The sequence below is a fragment of the Alicyclobacillus sacchari genome (assembly GCF_004366795.1).
GTDB lineage: Bacteria > Bacillota > Bacilli > Alicyclobacillales > Alicyclobacillaceae > Alicyclobacillus > Alicyclobacillus sacchari.
On sequence record NZ_SORF01000064.1, the window covers coordinates 1 to 1,087 of the forward strand.

Consider the following 1,087-nt stretch of genomic DNA (forward strand, 5'->3'; position numbering starts at 1 on the left):
AGCCAGGAGAGGAGAGATGGACTTATGATGGGTCGTTCCCATATGGCGATTGGCGCAGTCGGGGCGGTTGCGGCGACACCGCTGGTATTACACGAACACTGGGAGTCGTTGCGCGACCTTACCACACACCCGTGGGCCTCAATGCCACATATCATCGTTGTGCAAGCCGCCTTTGTCGCGGCCACGGTCGTCGGGGCACTGGTGCCGGATTTGGATCAACAGGACGCGAAGCTAACCTACACCATCGAAGTCGTATTTGGCCTGCCGGTTTTGGCTCTGGCCATCATCGTGATGGTGCTCATGCACTGGGCAACGTCGCTCACCGCGTGGGGCGTTGCACTCTTGCTCATGTTCATCTTCGGCGCGGCGCACAACTTCACGCGCGTACTCGGTCTAGGCGCTCTCGCAGCCATCTTGCTCGACTTGGCGTATCACCATCGCATGCCGATGGAGGCCGCGGTATTGCTCGCCGCTTGGATGGCGGCGACAATGCCAGCCAAACACCGCACATTCACCCATAGCCTGCTTGGCCTTGCCGTGTTTGGAGCGGGATGTTACCTGAGTGAGCCAGCGCTTAGTCACTTGCACCTGGGCGTCGCCGCGTACGGCCTCATCTTGGGGTATGTGCTGCATATGGCGGCGGACTTCATCGCGGGCGGTGTGCCGCTCCTTTGGCCGTGGGGCAAACGCCAAGGTGTACACCTGGTGAAGTCGTTCAGCGCTGTCGACTACCTCATCGGCGGCATCGGGATTTTCACATTTGTTGGGCTTGCACTCGTGTAGCGAGCATGAACGCGAGCCAGTACGCTCGCCAATACGCAAGCGAGCATGCATGCTAGCTGACACCATCGCTAGCTAGCGTATGCGCTGTTTATTGGCGAGCAAAGCGAAAGGAGTATCAACACATGCCGGAAGTCCCTGCGCTTGTGCGGGTAAGCATCGCGCATTCGACGTGGTTCATGGTCGTCATCGGCGCAATGGGTGCGTTTGCGTTGTATCGATCCATCTTTCGCGCGCTCGGACGCATGGCACAACTCGGTACATTGGCCGTCATTGGCATGGCCGCGTTCAGTGTGATGAAGCTGCA

Annotated in this window: 2 protein-coding genes; both read left to right on the forward strand. The window is 59.1% G+C overall.

What is annotated here, in order from left to right:
• On the forward strand, positions 1–783 hold a 783-nt coding region (locus tag C7445_RS14450), incomplete at its 5' end, for a metal-dependent hydrolase (protein WP_243835222.1).
• A gap of 122 nt (positions 784–905) precedes the next feature.
• A partial coding sequence (locus C7445_RS14455) for a hypothetical protein (protein WP_134161422.1) occupies positions 906–1,087 on the forward strand: 182 nt, incomplete at its 3' end.